Source organism: Streptomyces sp. NPDC088261 (assembly GCF_044740805.1).
GTDB lineage: Bacteria > Actinomycetota > Actinomycetes > Streptomycetales > Streptomycetaceae > Streptomyces.
In genome coordinates, this window is sequence record NZ_JBIURL010000001.1 from 809,664 (window position 1) to 828,103 (window position 18,440).

Annotated in this window: 12 protein-coding genes, 1 tRNA gene, 1 other RNA gene and 1 pseudogene; 10 read left to right on the plus strand and 5 right to left on the minus strand. The window is 69.7% G+C overall.

Annotation, left to right across the window (positions count from 1 at the left end; all coding sequences use genetic code 11):
- Positions 1-9: 9 nt before the first annotated feature.
- Entirely contained in the window at positions 10-3,318 is a 3,309-nt protein-coding gene (locus tag ACIODU_RS03490) for a type ISP restriction/modification enzyme (protein WP_401763326.1), read from the plus strand.
- Positions 3,319-3,325: 7 nt separating this feature from the next.
- Here the strand turns inward: ACIODU_RS03490 and ACIODU_RS03495 are convergent, their stop codons facing one another.
- Positions 3,326-3,715, minus strand: a complete 390-nt coding sequence (locus ACIODU_RS03495; RefSeq protein WP_401763329.1) for a hypothetical protein — start codon at positions 3,713-3,715, stop codon at positions 3,326-3,328.
- 460 nt (positions 3,716-4,175) lie between these two features.
- Between ACIODU_RS03495 and ACIODU_RS03500 the strand changes: the two genes are divergently transcribed.
- The 5 genes from ACIODU_RS03500 (at position 4,176) to ACIODU_RS03520 (ending at position 6,439) form a co-directional block, all read left to right on the plus strand.
- Positions 4,176-4,505 (plus strand): hypothetical protein, encoded by a 330-nt coding sequence (locus ACIODU_RS03500; RefSeq protein ID WP_401763332.1) that lies wholly within the window; start codon positions 4,176-4,178, stop codon positions 4,503-4,505.
- 131 nt (positions 4,506-4,636) lie between these two features.
- A complete protein-coding gene (locus ACIODU_RS03505; protein ID WP_401763335.1) occupies positions 4,637-4,885 on the plus strand; it encodes a hypothetical protein in 249 nt (82 codons plus the stop codon).
- A 67-nt stretch (positions 4,886-4,952) separates the two neighbouring features.
- Positions 4,953-5,585, plus strand: a complete 633-nt coding sequence (locus tag ACIODU_RS03510; RefSeq protein ID WP_401763337.1) for an asparaginase domain-containing protein — start codon at positions 4,953-4,955, stop codon at positions 5,583-5,585.
- Complete coding sequence (locus tag ACIODU_RS03515; RefSeq protein WP_401763339.1) at positions 5,530-5,955, plus strand: hypothetical protein; 426 nt, start codon at positions 5,530-5,532, stop codon at positions 5,953-5,955. The genes ACIODU_RS03510 and ACIODU_RS03515 overlap by 56 nt, the downstream gene beginning before the upstream one ends.
- A gap of 25 nt (positions 5,956-5,980) precedes the next feature.
- A complete protein-coding gene (locus ACIODU_RS03520; protein WP_401763342.1) occupies positions 5,981-6,439 on the plus strand; it encodes a PPC domain-containing DNA-binding protein in 459 nt (152 codons plus the stop codon).
- Here the strand turns inward: ACIODU_RS03520 and ACIODU_RS03525 are convergent.
- From ACIODU_RS03525 to ACIODU_RS03540, 4 genes and pseudogenes are all read right to left on the minus strand, one after another.
- Positions 6,426-7,048: pseudogene (locus tag ACIODU_RS03525) on the minus strand (nucleotidyltransferase domain-containing protein). The gene ACIODU_RS03520 and the pseudogene ACIODU_RS03525 overlap by 14 nt on opposite strands.
- Before the next feature lie 334 nt (positions 7,049-7,382).
- The gene (locus tag ACIODU_RS03530; protein WP_401763345.1) at positions 7,383-8,375 is read right to left on the minus strand and encodes a BsuBI/PstI family type II restriction endonuclease; all 993 of its coding nucleotides are present in this window, start codon (positions 8,373-8,375) and stop codon (positions 7,383-7,385) included.
- Between the two features lie 100 nt (positions 8,376-8,475).
- Entirely contained in the window at positions 8,476-10,239 is a 1,764-nt protein-coding gene (locus ACIODU_RS03535) for an Eco57I restriction-modification methylase domain-containing protein (protein WP_401763348.1), read from the minus strand.
- Positions 10,240-10,544: 305 nt separating this feature from the next.
- A tRNA-Ser gene (locus tag ACIODU_RS03540) sits at positions 10,545-10,632 on the minus strand.
- A gap of 73 nt (positions 10,633-10,705) precedes the next feature.
- Between ACIODU_RS03540 and ffs the strand changes: the two genes are divergently transcribed.
- From ffs to ACIODU_RS03560, 4 genes are all read left to right on the plus strand, one after another.
- Positions 10,706-10,800, plus strand: an RNA gene (gene ffs, locus ACIODU_RS03545) — signal recognition particle sRNA small type.
- Between the two features lie 110 nt (positions 10,801-10,910).
- Entirely contained in the window at positions 10,911-13,394 is a 2,484-nt protein-coding gene (locus ACIODU_RS03550; RefSeq protein WP_401763350.1) for a DNA polymerase III subunit gamma and tau, read from the plus strand.
- A 1,578-nt stretch (positions 13,395-14,972) separates the two neighbouring features.
- The gene (purD, locus tag ACIODU_RS03555; RefSeq protein WP_401763353.1) at positions 14,973-16,229 is read left to right on the plus strand and encodes a phosphoribosylamine--glycine ligase; all 1,257 of its coding nucleotides are present in this window, start codon (positions 14,973-14,975) and stop codon (positions 16,227-16,229) included.
- A 340-nt stretch (positions 16,230-16,569) separates the two neighbouring features.
- Positions 16,570-18,438: a hypothetical protein gene (locus ACIODU_RS03560; protein ID WP_401763355.1), complete on the plus strand. Its 1,869-nt coding sequence runs from the start codon at positions 16,570-16,572 to the stop codon at positions 18,436-18,438.
- Positions 18,439-18,440 lie beyond the last annotated feature (2 nt).

Genomic DNA, 18,440 nt, shown 5'->3' on the forward strand with positions numbered 1-18,440 from the left:
GGTACGACAGTGACGCACGACCAGGAACTGGGCTGGCTCACGGAAGCCATATCGGCCTTCGGGGCATCATGCAAGGCCATGGTGAATGGTCCAGGCGACCCCGAGGCGTCCATCCGTCCACCTCTGCAGAACCTCTTGGAGGCAGTGGGCAGTCACGACGCCATGGACGGCGTCTTATGGCACTCCGAAACGCCTCTGCGTGATGTGGGCGTGCGCCCCGACTACGCGGTCGAGGTGCACGGTGACATCGTCGGCTACATCGAGGTCAAGCGCCCCGGTCACCCGGTCGATCCGGACAAGTTTACAGGGCGTAACAAGAAGCAGTGGGAACGGTTGCGTGACCTGCCGAACGTGCTCTACACCAACGGCACCGAATGGCGTCTCTTCCGCACCGGGGAATTAATCGGTTCCCCGGTCGTCTTCAACGGCGATCTGGCCAGTGCGGGACGCTTGTTGACCGCCCGCGAGCCTGCCGCGTTCCATAGCCTCCTGAAGACCTTCTTGCACTGGGTTCCCGAGCCGATCCGTCACGCCTCCGCTCTGGTCCGGCGCACCGCGCCGCTGTGCCGCCTGTTACGTGCGGCGGTACTGGAGCAGTTGGAGCGGGAGGGGCGGTACGCGGCAGAGGGCGCACGTCCCGAGGAACTGCGTTTCACCGGGCTCAAGAATGACTGGCGCAGGCTGCTCTTCCCAACGGCCGACGACGCCACCTTCGCCGACGGATACGCCCAGGCGGTGACCTTCGCGCTGCTGCTCGCGCGCACGGAGGGCATCTCCCTGAAGGGGGTGGGGCTGCACGAAGTCGGCCGACGCCTCGACGCCGGACACGCCTTGATGGGCAAGGCTCTTCAGCTCCTCACCGACAACATCACGGTGAGCTTCGAGGTCAGCCTCGACCTCCTCATCCAGGTGATCGACGCGGTCGACTGGGCGGCGATTCGCAAGGGCCGACGGGATGCGTACCTGCACCTGTACGAGTCGTTTCTGGAGGTGTACGACGAGAAGCTGCGGCAGAAGAGCGGCTCGTACTACACCCCACGCGAAGTGGTGGAGGAGATGGTGCGCCTCACCGAGGACGTGTTGCGTACCCGTCTGGGACGCGCGGACGGATACGCGGACGAGAGCGTACGCATCGTCGATCCGGCGATGGGGACGGGCACGTACCTTCACGCGGTCATCGAGCACGTCGCCGCCTGGGCGGCGGAGAACAACGGCCCTGGTGCGACGCCGGACGCGATAGGCGGCCTGGCGCAGCGCCTGATCGGGTTCGAGCTGCAGATGGGGCCCTTCGCCGTCGCCGAGTTGCGAACTTCCGATCTGCTCAAGCGGCATCACGCGGTCGCACCGCCGGACGGCATGAAGCTCTTCGTCACCGACACGTTGGACGACCCGTACCTGGCCGAGGAAACGCTCGCTTCGACGTACGGCGTGATCTCGGAGTCACGCAGGCGGGCGAACCAGGTGAAGGCCAGAACGCCGGTCACCGTCGCGATCGGCAACCCACCCTACGACGACAAGGCCAAGGGACGCGGTGGCTGGGTCGAGAAGGGAACCCCCGCGCGAGGCACCGCCCCCATCGAGGATTTCAAGTGGCCCGGCAACGGCCGCTACGAGCACGTGCTGAAGAACCTGTACGTCTACTTCTGGCGCTGGGCGGCATGGAAGGTCTTCGATGCCCACCCCCAGGACCAGCAGGGGGTCGTCTGCTTCATCACCCCCTCCGGCTTCACCACCGGACCCGGCGGGCGAGGCATGCGGAACTACCTGCGGCGCACCTGTGACGAGGGCTGGATCATCGACCTGTCACCGGAAGGGCACCGCCCGGACGTGGCCAGCCGAATCTTTCCCGGCGTCGCCCAGCCTCTGGCCATCTGCATCTTCGTCCGTAGCAAGGATCCTGATCCTGAGCGGCCGGCCCGTATCCACTACCGCGCTGTGCACGGTAAGCGAGTCGTCAAGTACCGCCAGCTCAAGGAGATTCAACTGGATGACGACGGCTGGCAGGACGCGCACTCCGACGCCATCCGTCCTTTCCGCCCTGTCACGGAGACGGGGTGGGAGGACTATCCGGCTCTCGATGATCTTTTCGTCTGGGGAAGTCCCGGAGCCAAGGCCAACCGTTCGTGGGTGAATGCCCCCAGCGAGCAAATTCTTCAGCGACGCTGGGCGCGTCTGATCCACGAGACCGATCCGGTGAAAAAGTCGGAGCTGTTCAAGGAGACGAGAGATCGCTCGCTGCACGACACCCGGGCCCCTCTGCCCGGGCAGCCGAATCACACCCAGGAGCTCGCGAACGAAACCGAGCTGGCGCCCGACCTGGTGCGCATTGCCATGCGCAGCTTCGACCGGCAGTGGCTGATCTCCGACAGCCGTGTCATCGACTTCGCCCGGCCCACGCTGTGGGAAGCCCTTCAGCCGGGCCAACTCTTCCTCAACCAGCAGTCCTCCCATGAGATCGAGACTGGGCCGGCGATCGTCGCCACCGCCCTGCTCCCCGATACTCACCACTTCAACGGTCGTGGCGGCAAGGTAATGCCGATCCTCCATCCGGACGGCACCCCCAACGTGCACCCGCGCCTCCTTGCCCACCTGGCGACCGAGCTGGGCCTCGACCACCGGATCACGGTGCACGACCTGGCCGCGTATGCGGCTGCCGTCGCCGGGCACGCCGGATTCACCGAGCGGTTCACGGAAGAACTGCTCACCCCTGGGGTACGGCTGCCGCTCACTCGCGACCCCGCCCTTTGGCGCGAGGCGGTGCAACTGGGCAAGCACGTGCTGTGGGCTTCGACGTACGGGGAAGCCTATGCCGATCCAGACGACGGCCGGCCGGCCGACGACATCCTCTTCCCGCAGGGCGACCCGCGTCGGCTCCGTTACGACCAGCACATCGGGACGGATGTCCCTGCCGAGATTCGCTACGCCGAGATGAACCGGACCCTGCACCTGGGTGCCGGATATGTCAGCCCGGTTCCCGCAGAGGTGTGGAACTACGACGTCGGCGGCATGCAGATCGTCAAGAAGTGGTTCGGTTACCGCAAGGCAAGCCCCAACAGCCGCAAGACCAGTCCCTTGGACGACCTGCACGTGGAGTCCTGGCCGGCCGGCTGGTCACGCGAGCTGATGGAACTGCTCTCCGTGCTGCGCCGGCTCGTCGACCTCGCTCCCGCGCAGCAGGATCTACTGGACCGGATCGTCGCGGCCCCCACGGTGACGGCAGCCAGCCTTGAGACGTCCGGCATCTTGCCGGTGTCCGTCAAGGCCCGCAAACCGCGGCGTCGAGTGGAGCTCCTCGCCGACGCCGACGATGAGTCGTAGAGGTGGCTCAGTGCTCCTTCGCTCGGCGGTCCACATATGCCGCTGCTTCCGTCACGCTCCACGCTCCCTCGGCGAGCTGACGGAGAGCGTGCATTTGCGCGTCGAGTGAGGGCGTACGGCGCTGCAGTTCGTCGGCGAAGACGCTCACCTCGACCAAACGTTCCGCAAGCGCGGCGCACTCGGCTTCGAAGTGCGCTGCCTTGCCGCGCGGCGTGATGGTCAGACGCGTACCCGTGACCTCCAGCAGGCCCATCCAGCTGAGAGTCCGCACGTCATCCGTGACGCTTGCCTCGTCGAGGTCCCGGACTGCCACCGCTGTCGCGTCGACGGATGGAATCTCCGCGGTCACGAGGTGGCGCAGGAGGTGAAGCTGCGAAGGGGAGAGAGCGGAGTGCACGGTTCCTGTTTAGCAGCAGTCGGGACCGTCCCGCGCATCAGGACTGATCTCGATCACATGACATCCTGATCGGATCGGTATCTCCGGCCTGCCCGGCGTCTGGCAGGGTCAGGGCCCACCGCGTCCGCCGCGTGCCAATGGGAAGCTGTTGGAGTTCTTGGCAGAGTCCAGGCTCATTACGGTCAGCACCTCAGCGGGGTCGATGGCCAACGCGAGCGAAGCCGGGTTTGCGGGACATCGTCGGGTAGCGACTCCCAGCGGCTTCGTTGACCGGACCGCGTGGTCGCCAGACCGCTACTGGGTCCTTGCCCGGCGTCGCGGACGTATGCGGCAGTGAAGTCGCCGCCGATCAGTCTGGATCTTCTTCGGTGGCTGCGAACAACAAGGCTGACCGCCCCGGAGTCACGAGGTCGTCCTTCACGTCGTGGGCGGGGCCGCCGAGGGGTGACTGCCCGTCGACGTGGCGCATGAGGCAGGCTCCTGGATGCTCATCGGCTCGGAGACCGCGGCCCGGTCCATCCTGGGCAACCGGGACCACCTGGGCGACGCACCCGTCTTCTGGACCAGGGAACAGCGTGGTGAAGAGGCCGCCACATGGCTGTTCTTCGGGCACAAGCGCCGCTACCTCGAACGAATGGCCCCCCGAACGACCGGGCGGCACCAGCGGCCGGGGATTCTGCGTCCCCGAGACGGCGATTGCCTCCTCGCCGGCATACGGACGCGTCTGCTGTTCCTCGCCATCGCGCTCATGGAGTCCTTCGGCATCCGCACCTGGGTGACCAACGGCTGAGGCTTCGCACACATTGACGGTTTCGCCTCTCCCCCGGGCGCCGGGCTGTCATCGCCTCTTGGGTACGGACCCAGGGAGCGTCCCAGCTCGCGGTCACCGCGCGGCCGGGAGCCCTGCGGACGTTCGCGGATGTGACGGGCCACGTCAGCCAGCACTCGGCCACGGCGGCCGAGCAAGCCGGACAGCACCTCGCGGCAACTGCGGAGTACCTCGGCCTCGACGGTTCCTGGCTCGGCCGCCGGTTCGCACAGTTGTCGGCCGTCGGCACGGAGGCGCTCGCCCGGCCACGCAGTCGGTTGCACGGCCTCGAAGGGCTGGAGGCGGCCTGCCGGTTCGTGGCCAAGCAGCTGGTGATCATTCCGCGTCCTGGACGGCGCTGACCCGATAGCTTGCGTGAACCACTCGTGAGACCGTGCTCGGCGGGGTCCGGACAGGGGAGCAGGGGATATGACGGAGTCGGTCAGGAACGTGGCGGTCTTCTCTCTCGGCGGCACGATCGCCATGACCACTGATCCCACCACCGGAGGTGTCGTACCCGCGCTCTCGGCCCCCGAACTCCTCGCTGCGGTACCCGCCCTGGCCACCAGCGGCATCGGCCTCAAGGTACGGGACTTCCGACGTCTGCCCGGCGCCTCCCTGAACTTCGAGGACCTCACCGCACTGTCGGTCGCGATCGCGGCGGAGCTGGAGACCGGAGACGTCGATGGCGTGGTCATCACCCAGGGCACCGACACCATCGAGGAGACCGCTTTCCTCCTGGACCTCTACCACGGCCACGAGCAGCCCCTCGTCGTCACCGGCGCGATGCGCAACCCCACTCTGCCCGGCGCCGACGGTCCGGGCAACCTCCACGCCGCCGTCCTGGCCGCCGCCGATCCCGGACTCAGCGGCGCCGGCTGCCTCGTCGTACTCGGCGACGAGATCCACTCGGCGCGGACCGTCCGCAAGTCCCACACCACCAGCCCCAGCATTCACTTCGCCGGCGAGTGGCCCGATCGCGCAGATCGCGGAGAACCGGGTGTGGATGGTGGGGGGCGGCCTGCCGTCCCGTGGCCCCCTGGTCGGTGCCCCCGACCGTGAGGCGCGCGTCGGGCTCTACACCGTCACCCTCGGCGACGACGGCACTCTGCTCGACCTGTGGGACGGCAACTGCGACGGACTCGTGGTCGCGGCCTTCGGCGTCGGCCACGTCCCGGACCGTCTCGCCGAAGGGCTCACCAAGCTCGCGTCCCGCATCCCCGTGGTCCTCGCCTCCCGCATCGGCAACGGGCCCGTCCTGTCCGACACATACGGCTTCCCCGGCTCCGAGAAGGACCTCCTCGGGCGAGGACTCATCGGCGCCGGAGACCTCAGCCCGTACCAGGCGCGGCTCCTCCTGCATGCTCTGCTCGCCCAGGGCGCCGACGGAGCGACGGTCCGCGAGACCTTCACCACCGCCTTCGCCCGCTGATCAGCTCGTCAGGAGACACCCGCACATGCGTGCTCACGAGCTGACCGTCGGCCGTACCTTCGGCGTCACCTTCGAACACGGGGAGGACTTCTTCGAGGCGCTGTCCACCTTCTGCCGGGACAACGGCGTACGGCAGGGCTACATCCCCTCGTTCATCGGAGCATTCGCGGAGGCCGAGATCGTGGGCGCCTGCGAGAAGCTCGCGGACCCGGACGCACCGGTCTGGGCGAAGACGTACGTCACCAATGTCGAGGCGTTCGGCGCTGACACCCTCGCCCACGACCCGGCCACCGGCGGGATACTCCCGCATATCCACGTCTCCGCCGGCCTGAAGGCCCAGTCGGCCGCCAGCAGGACGAGCCACCTCCTCAGCGCCAAGGTCCAGTTCCTCAGCGAACTGCTGATCGTGGAGGTCACGTCGCCCACGACGACCCGGCCCCGGAACCCTGACCTCTACGACGTTCCGCTGCTCACGTTCGGCTGACCGGCAGGAGCCGACGGAGCCAGGGATCATTGGGCGCGATCACCTTGATCGCGCCCGCAAGCCAAGCGCGTGCGGGAGCGTCGAGCAGCGGCAGTACCGCTTCGAAGTCTGTTCGTCCTTGTCCCGGGTTGCCTTTGCCTTGTAAAAGAGCTGCACTTCGGGCGCGAGATACGGGATGCCCTCCTTGCTCGTTCGCCCGAGCTGGTCGATCGGGAGCCGGACGACAGGGGCGCGCCGAGAGACCCACTGGGCGCCCTCGACGTCGTCCAGCATGAGCTGCACCGACCAAGGCGCTTTGGGCGTGCGGCGGCACCAGATGTCGTGCAGCGGCGGCCGAAGGACCTCACCAGGACGCCAAGGTCGCAACTCCCCCTGGCCGGGCGGATCCGCCACGTGCAGGTCCCAATCGGCCAGCGGTTCATGCACGAGTACCAGGTCACGCCAGGGGACGAGGACGTCGAGATCGTCGTGTGCGCGCAGCTCGCGGCCGACCACGAGTTCGATCGCGTAGCCACCGGCGATCCACCATGGGAAGTCCGCCTTGGCGAAGACCGCGGCCACATCCTCGGGGCGCTCCGTCACCCAGCGTCCCAGCACGTCAGCACTCACCCGCCCATACTCCCAGCGATCTAGACGGGCGGAGGCGAACCGACGGCGGGTCGGCGGTCTCGCTGAAGTGCCTTCCCGGGCTGGTCAGGATTAATCGTACCCACGGCTTCCGGATTTTACGCGGGCCTGCAACGAATTGGTTAGGGGCTGTCACCCAGACCCTAGACCAGGAATCAGAATAAGAATTCGATCATGCCCTCGCCGTACCCGAACGGCCATGCAGTAGTCGCGGAGACGGCCAGTCACCTTAGGGTGCCGCTCGACCTCTCACTCGGCCGTTCTTCACCTCGGGATCCGCGAAATGCATGGGGCGTGAAACAGTATAGCCGTGGAGCTACTCATCCGATCCGGGAATTATCTGATACCAGGCCAACTCATGACCCGGCTCGTCAGCGAACCACGCCCAAGTGCCGGTGGCCAAGTCTTTGAGGCGCTTCTTGGCTGGTGCTGCATTGCGGGATTGAAAGGCGCTCAGGAACGAACAGTCGTCGGCTTTAATGTTCTGCTGCGCGGCCCATTGCAACAGTGCCTTCTTGCGTTCGTTAGTCACCGGGCCATCAGACGACACCGCTTCAATGATCCAAAATTGGACTGGATCTGGATTGGTATCAGCCATCAGCACGTCAGGGAGGAGTTCTTTGGGATCAATTTTGATACCGAGCGCCTGCAGCGTCTTTTTGTCTCCAAGGTGCACTTTATCGCCCGGCTCCGAGATGGCGAGAAGGACCGGTTGCCCCAGACGTTGGTGTGACCACTCCTCGACAACGCCCTTGATGATCAGGGACGAAACGCCAGCCTCAAGGGTCCTTGTTGTGCCGTCAGGAAGATGAACGATGACAGCATGCTTAGCTGATTCCGTATCAAGCGCGCGGAGCGCTCTGAGTTTGGCGCCCGGAGTCATGTTCTTGTTCCGCCATTGATCAGCGGCTTCTGAAAAATCCTCATCGGTCATATCCGGGTCAAAAAGATCCGCGAAATCCGCCAATAGTGACCATCTGGGCCGACTGCTGTTGTTCGGGATTCCGGGCCGCTTGCGAATAGCGTTGTGCTGACGCCAGGACCGGAACGTCTCGTCGCGCAGCGTCTCGCGAGTGTTATCTTTGTACTTCGGGTGAAATGGGATATCCCATGAATCCTGAACCTCTGTCACCTGCTTACTGCCCTTGGCGGCAGCAGTGCGCCACGCGAGACGTTCGTCGACCGAGGTTCGGCTCAAGACAGTTTCGGACATCCATACGACGGTGGAAGGGCGTGCCCACTGGGCGCTCTCCGCATCATCAGTTACTTCGCATACGGCATCGACGTAGACCAGCGCTGCGACAGCCATGCCTGCAAGAGGTGATGAAAGCACAGGGTCGAAGGCGGCCCGAGGGAAGATAACTCGGAGTCTCCTCTCCGCTTCCTCCGGACTGATTGTCTTCCTCATCTCAACTGCCTTCCAGCCTGTATGCGGAGGCAACAGCGCCTTCGAGCGCTTCGCCTTCCAATTCGTTCCAGGTCCGCACAACATCGCGGTCTGGCAATGGAATTGACTCCAGCTCATAGGCGCTAAGCGCAACTGATCCTGAAATGCATCGGACGACGCGATCGAGCGTCTTAGTAGCCAATAGTCGCGTCATCGCCTCATGCGTGAGTTCGGGCTCAGGAACAGTAGGCCGCAGCACGTTGACGTGGTTCTCAACTGTGACGCGGCCGTTCCGCTCGTTCAGCGCCTCCTGGCTCAGGAGAGCTGCAACCAACCTCCGTGATTGCTCGGGTGCCGTCGTGCGCTGAACCAAGATCGCTGGCTTGTCCAATACCATGACCTTGGGATCCGAAGGCGCGGTAAGCGACATATAGCGCATCGAATCGCGGGCTGCGTCACGATGCAATATCCCACCGTCAAGGTCGGCTGCCCAGACGACATGCGAGCGGGTCGGCCCCCAGGCTGCGTGTAGGTCTGCGCTCCGACGATTCCAGACAAGCGGACCAGTAGACGCGCTCCAGCCAAACGAGGCGAGGGACTCGGTCATAGCTGAGGCTGCTGCGGCGATAACTGCATCATCAGACCGACGCGGCAGAACCCAGGGCTCGCCAGTCCGCTGCGCTTTCACGCTTGCGATCGTTGTCTCGGAGCTGCCCAGGCTGCTGATCCGCGTCTTCCTTCGCCTGCGTCGTTCGAAGGTGGCGAGGCAAGTCTCTTGAAGGACCGACGTGAATACGCCGCTGCGGTCTTCCACGAATGTGACTGCACTCATCCCAGCTTCTCGCCCCAAATAGGTGCGTAGCTTTGAGAAATAGCGTCCGCTCGTAAAGCTGGTAGGTACTAGTGCCGCCAGCACTCCCTGACTATCCAGGCTCGCGACGGCTGCCGCCATGAACAGGCCGTACAGATTTGCATGTCCGTACAGTACGTGCGCGTATTTATCGCGTTCGCTCGGTGAAAGTCGGACCCGGCCGTACGGCGGATTTAGTAGCACGACTCGACTTGGTTGCTGAGCGTCCGTAAGGCCATCGCCCACTCGAGCCAGTGCGGGTAGGGGTCTCCGTACTTTGTCGGGCACACGAGCGAGCGTAGGAAGCATTTCCGCAGCAAAAACAACGTTGGCCACCCACACGGCGGCCGGGTCTGTATCGACGCCTCGGACCAGGTTCGGAAGGCGGGCCAGCGTCAGGGCGGGGTCCACCTCGAAGGAAGCACGCAAATGCTCACGCAGCGCCGGCAGCAGCAGAGCCCCCGCTCCACAGGCTGGGTCGACTACCAGTCCAGGCAGCACCTGGTTCGTCGGAGGGAGGTCCAGGGACGTGCGGGCCAATCCCCACAGGCTGCTTGCTAGCTCTGGTGGCGTGTAGTGGCGGCCATGACGGGAGCGGGTGGAGGCGGAAAGAGCCTCTACGTAGGCAGCCCCGACTTGCTCTGGGATGAGTTCGCTCCAAGAGTCCCCCAGTGGGGGGTCGTTCGGGACATCGACGGGTGGGCGAGCCTGTAGTGCCGTCTCGATATCCAGCCAGCGGCCTTGGAGCCCGGCCGCGGTAGCTTGCGCTGCCCACCATGCTGGAATCTCGCTCAACACGGCCAAAGCTGTCGGCGTGAGCTCGGCAGGACCGCCGTCTGCAAGCTCGCCCCGTGAGCCTCTGGAACCAAGGGGACGTGCGGCCGAGGCGTTTTCCGCGGCCTCTGACAGTGCCGCGACAACGAGCAGGTCGGGCATCACGACAGCGTCCTCCGAAGATAGGAATCCGAGCCACACTATCCAACGGGATCATGGGATGTCTGCATCACGGAACGGGGAGACGAGGAGCATCTTCTCCGGGCTCAGATGACGTCATGGCGCCGAACGCCGAACCGCCAGGCACCGTCTGAAGGGCTGACCGCGACGCGACAGTCTCCGTGGGCAACATAGGTGCAGGTAGCGGGATGTGCGGGGGTGTCGAATGAGACCAGAACTGAGACCACACGCGTTGATGGCCCCCGCTGCGAGCAGCGGGGGCCATCAACGCGTGCCCGGTGAGGCACTGGCGGAGGATACGAGATTCGAACTCGTGAGGGGTTGCCCCCAACACGCTTTCCAAGCGTGCGCCCTAGGCCACTAGGCGAATCCTCCGCGACGAACCATACAAGATCCTGGGGTGTGCTCGCGAACTCGTATCGGGGGGTGGGGATCGGGTATTGTGTGCGGAGCCCCTCACGTGGCGCTATCTGACTGAACTCCCCCAGGGCCGGAAGGCAGCAAGGGTAGGTTGGCTCTGGCGGGTGCGTGGGGGGCGCTTGCGTGTGGGGGGTAGGGAGTGGGTGGGGGAGGACGTGGTGGGGGACACCGGGTGGGGATGTGGGGGGCGCTCGGCGGGGGCGTTGTCCTAGGGGGCCGATATCGTCGTAGGTGTGTCGTCCCTTGCGTTGTATCGCCGCTATCGCCCCGAGTCGTTCGCCGAGGTCATCGGGCAGGAGCATGTCACTGACCCGTTGCAGCAGGCGCTGCGGAACAACCGGGTCAATCACGCGTACCTGTTCAGTGGCCCCCGCGGCTGTGGGAAGACGACCAGCGCCCGGATCCTCGCCCGCTGTCTGAACTGCGAGCAGGGGCCCACGCCGACACCGTGCGGTGTGTGTCAGTCCTGCCGGGACCTGGCCAGGAACGGGCCGGGGTCGATCGACGTCATCGAGATCGACGCCGCGTCGCACGGTGGCGTGGACGACGCCCGTGACCTGCGCGAAAAGGCGTTCTTCGGGCCGGCGAGCAGTCGATACAAGATCTACATCATCGACGAGGCGCACATGGTCAGCCCGGCGGGCTTCAACGCCCTGCTGAAGGTCGTCGAGGAGCCCCCGGAGCATCTCAAGTTCATCTTCGCGACGACCGAGCCCGAGAAGGTCATCGGGACGATCCGTTCGCGTACGCACCACTATCCGTTCCGGCTGGTGCCTCCCGGGACGCTGCGCACCTACCTCGGCGAGGTCTGTGCCAAGGAGCAGATCCCGGTCGCCGACGGCGTGCTGCCGCTGGTCGTGCGGGCCGGCGGCGGTTCCGTACGTGACTCGATGTCCGTCATGGATCAGCTGCTCGCGGGCGCGGCCGAGGACGGTGTGACGTACGCCATGGCCACCGGCCTGCTCGGTTATACGGACGGGTCGCTGCTCGACGCGGTCGTGGACGCGTTCGCCTCCGGGGACGGGGCCGCCGCGTTCGAGGTGGTGGAGCAGGTCATCGAGGGCGGCAACGATCCGCGGCGCTTCGTCGCCGACCTGCTGGAGCGGCTGCGGGACCTGGTGATCCTCGCCGCAGTGCCGGACGCCGCAGAGAAGGGGCTCATCGAGGCGCCCGCCGACGTGGTCGAGCGGATGCAGGCCCAGGCGTCGGTGCTCGGTGCGTCCGAGCTGAGCCGGGCGGCCGATCTGGTCAACACCGGGTTGACGGAGATGCGTGGCGCGACCTCGCCACGGTTGCAGCTGGAGCTGATCTGCGCGCGCGTGCTGCTGCCCGCCGCCTTCGACGACGAGCGGTCCGTGCAGGCACGCCTCGACCGGCTGGAGCGGGGGGCCGCGAACGCGGTCTTCTCAGGTGGGCCGGGGGTTGGGGGCGGGGGTCCCGGGCCGGGAGGCGCGGGGGGTCCGGGGAGCGCGGGAGGCCCCGGTGGTGGGCTTTCCGTGGGGTACGTGCCTGGGCCCGAGGGGCATGCGCCTCCCGCGCCCCCGGTGCCGGCCGCGAATCCCGTACCGCCGACCCATTCCGTACCGCCCGCCCCTCCCGTACCTCCGGCTGCCGCCGAGCCTCAGCGGCCCGGGGCGTGGCCCGGTGCCGCCGCGCCCAGCCCTGGCGCGCCCGCGCCGTCCGAGGCCGCGCGCCGGCCCGGCGGCTGGCCCACGGCCTCCACGCCCGGGCAGGGGCCGGTGGCGCCGGCGCCGGCTTCGGGTCCGGCCGCTGCCTCCGGGGCCGGCGGGCAGCAGCCGTCCGGGTCCGCCGCCGCGCCCGCGCCCTCTCCCGCCATGGGGCAGGGCGCCCAGCAGGTACGGAACATGTGGCCGGACATCCTGGAGGCCGTGAAGAACCGCCGCCGCTTCACCTGGATCCTGCTCAGCCAGAACGCGCAGGTGGCGGGCTTCGACGGTACGACGCTCCAGATCGGCTTCATCAACGCCGGCGCCCGGGACAACTTCACCAGCAGCGGCAGCGAGGACGTGCTGAAGCAGGCGCTCTCCGAACAGTTCAACGTCCAGTGGAAGATCGAAGCCATCGTCGACCCGTCGGGTGGTACCGCCGGGCCGCCCCTCTCGGGCGGTGGCGGTGGCGGCAGTGGTGGGTACGGCGGAGGTGTCGGCGGCGGTACGGGCGCCGGGGGGTACGGCGGGAACGGTGGCGGGTACGGCGCCGGCGCGGCCACGGGCGCCGGGCCCGGCGCGGGGTCCGGCTCAAGTGGCGGTGCGGGTGCAGGTGTTGGCGGAGGTTCCGGAGGCGGTACGGGGGGGATGGGCGGCGGCGGATACGGTTCCCGGGCCACCGGCTCCGCCCAGGCCACCGCATCCGGCTCCACCGCCCCCGGTCCGTCGGGGGCGTCCGCGTCCTCGGGCGGGTACGGATCCCAGGCGTCTGCCCAGGGGCAGGGGCAGGGGCAGCGACAGGGCCAGGGTTACGGTCAGGGCCAGGGTCAGGGCCAAGGTCATGGCCCGGCGTCGTCCTCGTCCGGCGGTCCCGGCGGCCCGGGCCGTCCAGCCGCCGGGCCGGGTTTCTCCGCGCCCAACCCCGTCGCTCCCGAGGACGACACCCCCGAGGAGGACGACCCCGACCTGGTCGACTCAGCGCTCTCCGGCCACGACCTGATCGTGCGCGAGCTGGGCGCGACGATCGTGGAGGAATACTCGAACGAGTAGAAGGCCCTTGCTGGCGCCCCTGCCCCTGCCAGCGACCCGCCCCCCTGTGGGGATGGCCCCCTGGGACAACTCCACGCTGCGGGGGATCACCGGCTCCCGGCTCCCAGCACCTGCGGGGATGGACCCGCTGGGGTGGGCCACACTGCCGGCACGATCAACTGCTCCCCGCGCCTACGGGGGATGAACCCAGGTGCGACTGCCGGACGGTGGACTGCGGCCCAGCGCCCCGTCGGCCCCCCCGCCGGCCAGCGCTGCCCAGCGGTCACCCCCAGCACCTCCAGCGCCCCCACTACGGCCAGCGCGGCCCCCCACCCCCGCCATGGCCAACGCTCCCGCCCCTCGCCAGCCCGTCCCAGCCCGGGCCAGCGACCCCGCCCCGCCGCCGATGTCCTCGTCGCCCCCGACCTTGCCCCGCCAGCACCCTGCCGCGCCCCCGCCCGGGCCGCCGCCCCCCGCCAGCACCCGCCTCGCCAGCGCGCCCCCTCGCCGCCCCCGCCCCACCGACAACGTCCTTGCCACCATCGACCCCGAACCGCCCCGCCGCCAGCGTCCCCGCCCCGTCGCCGACGTCCTCGTCGCCCCGACCTCGCCGCGCCAGCGCCCCTCCGACGCCCCCGCGCCCGCCCGGGCCAGCGCGCCCCTTCCGGTGCCCCCCGCCAGGTTCAGCGCGCCCCGCCCAGCCGCCGCTGCCGCTTGCCCTCCCGCCCCGCCGACGATGTCCGCCCCGCCCCGCCCTCGCCGACGCCCCTGCCCCCACCGGGGCCAGCGCGCCCCGTCCCGGACGCCGCCCTTCCCGCCCCGCGCGGTCACCCTCGCCACGGCCAGCGCGCCCCCCGCCGCCGCCAACGTCTCCGCCCCTCGCCGGCGCCCCCACCCGGGCCAGCGCCTCCGCCCCACCACCCACCGACGCCCTCGCCCCGGCACCGCCCCACTGGCGCCCCCGGCACCTCCAGCGCCTCCGTCGACGACCTTGCTGCCGTCGCCCCGCCCCACCGACGACGTCCTCGTCGCCTCGACCTCGCCCCGCCCCGCCCCGCCGCCAGCGTCCCCGCCCCGCCGCCGACGTCCTCGCCGCCCCGCCCTCGCCGGCGCTCCTGCCCCCACCGGGGCCAGCGCGCCCCACCCCCGACACCGCCAAGGCCTCCGCCCCTCGCCAGCGCGCCCGCCCGCGCCAGCACCCCGCCGCGCCCCCGCCCGGGCCGCCGCTCCCGCCAGCACCCCCGCCGCGCCAGCGCGCCCCCTCGCGGCCCCCACCGACAACGTCCTCGCCGCCCTCGACCTCGCCCCACCGACGCTGCCGCCGGGCCCCCGCCACGGCCTGCACCCCCGCGCCGCCGATGCCCCTGCCAGGGCCAGCGCGCCCCGACACCGCCCCGCCGACGGCGTCCTCGCCGCCCCACCCCCGCCCGGGCCGGCGCCCCCCGCCCCGCCCGCCAGCGCCCCCTCCCGGGTCGACGCCCCCGCCAGCACCCCCGCCCCGCCCCCCGCCACCGCCAGCGCCCCCACGGCCAGCGTCCCTGCCGACGCCCCCGCCCCGCCGCGACACCCCCCCACCCCCCGCCCCGCTAGGCTGCCCCCGTGAAGGTCCTTGTCATTGGCGGCGGTGCCCGCGAACACGCCCTGTGCCGCTCTCTCTCCCTCGACCCCCAGGTCACCTCGCTCCACTGCGCGCCCGGCAACGCCGGAATCGCCGACGTGGCCGAGCTGCACCCGGTCGACGCCATGGACGGCGCGGCCGTCGCCCGCCTCGCCACCGAGCTGGAAGCCGGGCTCGTGGTCGTCGGCCCCGAGGCGCCCCTGGTCGCCGGGGTGGCCGACGCCGTACGGGACGCGGGCATCCCCTGCTTCGGCCCGTCCAGGGAAGCGGCCGAGCTGGAGGGCTCCAAGGCCTTCGCCAAGGACGTGATGGCCGCGGCGAACGTCCCGACCTCCCGTAGCTACGTCTGCACCACCCCCGAACAGATCGACGACGCCCTCGACGCGTTCGGAGCCCCGTACGTCGTCAAGGACGACGGTCTCGCCGCCGGCAAGGGCGTGGTCGTCACCGACGACCTCGCCGTGGCCCGCGCGCACGCCCTCGCCTGTGACCGGGTGGTCATCGAGGAGTTCCTCGACGGCCCCGAGGTCTCCCTCTTCGCCGTCACCGACGGCGTCACCGTCCTCCCCCTCCAGCCCGCGCAGGACTTCAAACGCGCCCTGGACGGCGACAAGGGCCCCAACACCGGTGGCATGGGCGCGTATTCACCGCTCCCGTGGGCGGACCCCAAGCTGGTCGGCGAAGTCCTCGAGACGGTCCTCCAGCCGACCGTGGACGAACTGCGCCGCCGCGGAACGCCGTTCTCCGGACTGCTGTACGCGGGCCTCGCGATCACCAGCCGCGGCGTACGGGTGATCGAGTTCAACGCCCGCTTCGGCGACCCCGAGACGCAGGTGGTCCTGGCCAGGCTCAAGACCCCGCTGGCGGCGGTCCTGCTCGGCGCGGCGGAGGGCACGCTCGCCGACCTGCCGTCACTGACCTGGCGCGACGACGCGGCCGTCACCGTCGTGGTCGCCTCGCACAACTACCCGGACACCCCCCGCACCGGCGACCCCATCGGCGGCCTGGACGAGATCGCGGAGCAGGACGCGCCCGAGGCGTACGTACTGCACGCCGGGACCCGCCTGGACGACAACGGCACGATCGTGACCGCGGGTGGCCGGGTGCTCTCCGTGACGGCGACGGGCAAGGACCTGGCGCAGGCGCGGGAGCGCGCGTACCAGGCGCTGGGCCGCATCCGCCTGGACGGCGCGCAGCACCGTACGGACATCGCGCGGGCGGCGGCGGAGGAGGCGTAGGGCCTCAGTGGCGGGCACCAGCCAGGAACAGTAAGCCAGCAGGAACAGCAGAGGTACGGGCGGCTCGGTCAACCGGGTCGCCCTTCGCCGTCCACCCCGTCGTTTCCCCGCTCCGCCGGCCCCGGCGAAAACGCTGCTGTCCGGCCGTGTCAGCAGCTCTGACCAAAGCCATTCCATCGAGTGACGAGTAGGCCATCCGGATGACGGTCGGCACAGCGCCAACTAGGGTGCGGCGCAAGCATTCCGGCACTTGGCCCACCGGCATTGCGATGTCAGTGGCGGGTGCCACAGTGGGGGAGTGAGCAATCCCAGCGCGGGGCGGAGGGGGTGAGGTCCGGCCATGTCAGGTTCGGTTGTCGGTGAGGAGATCGGCATGCGGGGCGCCCGTTCCCGGGCCCTCGCCGTGCTGCGCGTCCGCGGCAGAGCGCTGGGGATCGCCGTCCTGCCCGCGGCCGTCGCCGTCGTGCTGCTCGCCGCCGGTGCGTCGGGTCATCTGGTCGGCGGGGGATGGGACACGGCCCGCTGGGCGGTGACCGCGCTCGCGGTCCTCGTGCTGGTGCTCGCGGCCGCCGTGGGCTTGGTGATCGCCCACGCCAGGCCGGCCCTCAGCCCCACCGTCCCGGTCACGGAGCGTGCCGCGCCCGACCTCTACCGGCTGGTCCGGGACCTCGCCGACCGGCTCGACGTCCCCATGCCCTCCGCCATAGCGCTCACCCCGGACTGCGACAGCTGGCTGGAGGACCGTACGCATCCGGCACACGCCCGCCTCCTCTCCGGCGGCGCCCGCCGGCGCCGCGTCCCCGCCGCGCCCGTCCTGGTCATCGGATCGCCCTTCCTGTGGTGGATGCGCGTCGCGGAGCTGCGGGCGGTGCTGGCTCCCGTGGTCGCGGGTACGGGGCCGTCGGCGCATCCGGACATAGCCGCCGCCCGCCGGTTCGTACGGGGGCTGGACGCGGCGGTGGCCGTGGCGACCCGCCCCGGTCGGAGTGCGGTACGGCGCGTGCCGCTCGTTCTCGTCGGCCTGGTGGCCCGGCTGCTGCTGCGCGCCTGCGGCGAGCACGCCGCGCTGATGGAGCGGGGGGTCGCGGCGGCGGCGTCCGAGCGAGCGCAGGGGGTCGACTACGGGCTGCGGATCCAGGCGCAGGAACAGGTCGGCCTCGCCTACGCCGGCTGGGACCGGCTGCTGACCCGGGTCGCGCTGCCCGCGTGGCGCATGGGCCGGTGGCCCTCCCGGCTGGACGCGGGCGTGGTTTCCGCGCTGACGGAGCTGTCCCGCCGCGACCGCCTCGCCGAGGGCTTCACGTCGCGGCTCGGCGAGCGTCCCGCCTGCGACCTGCTCGAAGAGCCCGGTCTGGTGGACGAGGCCACGTCGCTGCTGGCCGCCCGCCTCTTCCACGGCGGGCCGGCGGAGGCGGGTCCCGACTGGTCGCCGGTGGACTGGCAGCAGTATCCGGAGGAGGTCGTGGACCGCAAGTGGCGGGCGGAGGCGGCGCGGCTGCACCGGGTGCTGGACGGGATGGGGGTACGGCGGTCGCCGGGCCAGCCGGGGCCGACGCTGGACCGCGTGATGGATCACCTGTCGGAGGCGGGGGCCCTGGGGGGTGCGGGCTCGGATGCACGCGCAGGCGAGGGTACGGAGCGTGCGGGGCACGCGGCCGGTGACGAGGCCCGGGTCCCGCACCTGGGTCAGGACGGCATGTCCGCGGCCGCCAGCGCGTCGTCCGGCCCGTCCGGCCCGTCCGGCCTGAGCGAAGACGAAGGCGACGACAACGCGGGTGACGCGGACGGTGACGGTGACGTTGAGCCTGGTGGTTCCCCCCGGGGTGACGCCCTCGCCGCTGGGATCAGCGCGGAGGTGGCCCGGGAGGAGGCCGCGACGCCGCCGGTGCCCGCGGAGGCGGTGGGCGAGGTGCTGGTGCCGTGGGGGACGGACCCGTTGCCGCTGTTCCCGCTCCAGCCGCCCCGTACCGGCCGTGAACTGCTCGCCGACCACGTCACCGCGATGGTCTGCTGCTCCGCCGTCGACACGGCGGGCGCCGCGCCCGGTCTGGACTGGCTCGACGGCCCGACCCTCCTGATCGGCGGCGAACGCCGGGTGGACCTGGCGGGTCCGGTGCTCAGCCTGGTGGAGGACGGCGACGCGGGGCCGCTCCGCTCCTGGCTGACGGCGGTGGGCGTACGAGCGGAGAAGCCGGTCCGCCTCGTCTAGGG